Origin of the sequence: Pseudomonas sp. S31 (genome assembly GCF_016648105.1) — a bacterium.
In the GTDB taxonomy this organism is placed as follows: Bacteria; Pseudomonadota; Gammaproteobacteria; order Pseudomonadales; family Pseudomonadaceae; genus Aquipseudomonas.
Map to the genome: position 1 here is coordinate 1 of NZ_JACVVE010000082.1, position 1,794 is coordinate 1,794.

The following is a 1,794-nucleotide window of genomic DNA, read 5'->3' on the forward strand; positions in this document are numbered from 1 at the left end:
CTTATGGTGATGCGGTAGAGGAGCGTTCTGTAAGCCTGTGAAGGTGAGTTGAGAAGCTTGCTGGAGGTATCAGAAGTGCGAATGCTGACATGAGTAACGACAATGGGAGTGAAAAACTCCCACGCCGAAAGACCAAGGTTTCCTGCGCAACGTTAATCGACGCAGGGTTAGTCGGTCCCTAAGGCGAGGCTGAAAAGCGTAGTCGATGGAAAACAGGTTAATATTCCTGTACTTCCAGTTATTGCGATGGAGGGACGGAGAAGGCTAGGCCAGCTTGGCGTTGGTTGTCCAAGTTTAAGGTGGTAGGCTGAAATCTTAGGCAAATCCGGGATTTCAAGGCCGAGAGCTGATGACGAGTGCTCATTAGAGCGCGAAGTGGTTGATGCCATGCTTCCAAGAAAAGCTCCTAAGCTTCAGATAACTGGGAACCGTACCCCAAACCGACACAGGTGGTTAGGTAGAGAATACCAAGGCGCTTGAGAGAACTCGGGTGAAGGAACTAGGCAAAATGGCACCGTAACTTCGGGAGAAGGTGCGCCGGTGAGGGTGAAGGACTTGCTCCGTAAGCCCACGCCGGTCGAAGATACCAGGCCGCTGCGACTGTTTATTAAAAACACAGCACTCTGCAAACACGAAAGTGGACGTATAGGGTGTGACGCCTGCCCGGTGCCGGAAGGTTAATTGATGGGGTTAGCGCAAGCGAAGCTCTTGATCGAAGCCCCGGTAAACGGCGGCCGTAACTATAACGGTCCTAAGGTAGCGAAATTCCTTGTCGGGTAAGTTCCGACCTGCACGAATGGCGTAACGATGGCGGCGCTGTCTCCACCCGAGACTCAGTGAAATTGAAATCGCTGTGAAGATGCAGTGTATCCGCGGCTAGACGGAAAGACCCCGTGAACCTTTACTATAGCTTTGCACTGGACTTTGAATTTGCTTGTGTAGGATAGGTGGGAGGCTTTGAAGTGGGGACGCCAGTTCTCATGGAGCCATCCTTGAAATACCACCCTGGCAACTTTGAGGTTCTAACTCAGGTCCGTGATCCGGATCGAGGACAGTGTATGGTGGGTAGTTTGACTGGGGCGGTCTCCTCCCAAAGAGTAACGGAGGAGTACGAAGGTGCGCTCAGACCGGTCGGAAATCGGTCGTAGAGTATAAAGGCAAAAGCGCGCTTGACTGCGAGACAAACACGTCGAGCAGGTACGAAAGTAGGTCTTAGTGATCCGGTGGTTCTGTATGGAAGGGCCATCGCTCAACGGATAAAAGGTACTCCGGGGATAACAGGCTGATACCGCCCAAGAGTTCATATCGACGGCGGTGTTTGGCACCTCGATGTCGGCTCATCACATCCTGGGGCTGAAGCCGGTCCCAAGGGTATGGCTGTTCGCCATTTAAAGTGGTACGCGAGCTGGGTTTAGAACGTCGTGAGACAGTTCGGTCCCTATCTGCCGTGGACGTTTGAGATTTGAGAGGGGCTGCTCCTAGTACGAGAGGACCGGAGTGGACGAACCTCTGGTGTTCCGGTTGTCACGCCAGTGGCATTGCCGGGTAGCTATGTTCGGAAGAGATAACCGCTGAAAGCATCTAAGCGGGAAACTTGCCTCAAGATGAGATCTCACTGGGATCTTGAATCCCCTAAAGGGCCGTCGAAGACTACGACGTTGATAGGTTGGGTGTGTAAGCGCTGTGAGGCGTTGAGCTAACCAATACTAATTGCCCGTGAGGCTTGACCATATAACACCCAAGCAATTTGCTTTGCAGATTGCGGTGGTGAAGACGAAAGACCCGAAAATTCGT

1 rRNA gene is annotated in these 1,794 nt (G+C 52.5%); it reads left to right on the forward strand.

The window, feature by feature from the left end:
• Window positions 1-1,731 (forward strand): 23S ribosomal RNA (locus tag IAE37_RS28540); the annotation flags it as partial.
• Window positions 1,732-1,794 lie beyond the last annotated feature (63 nt).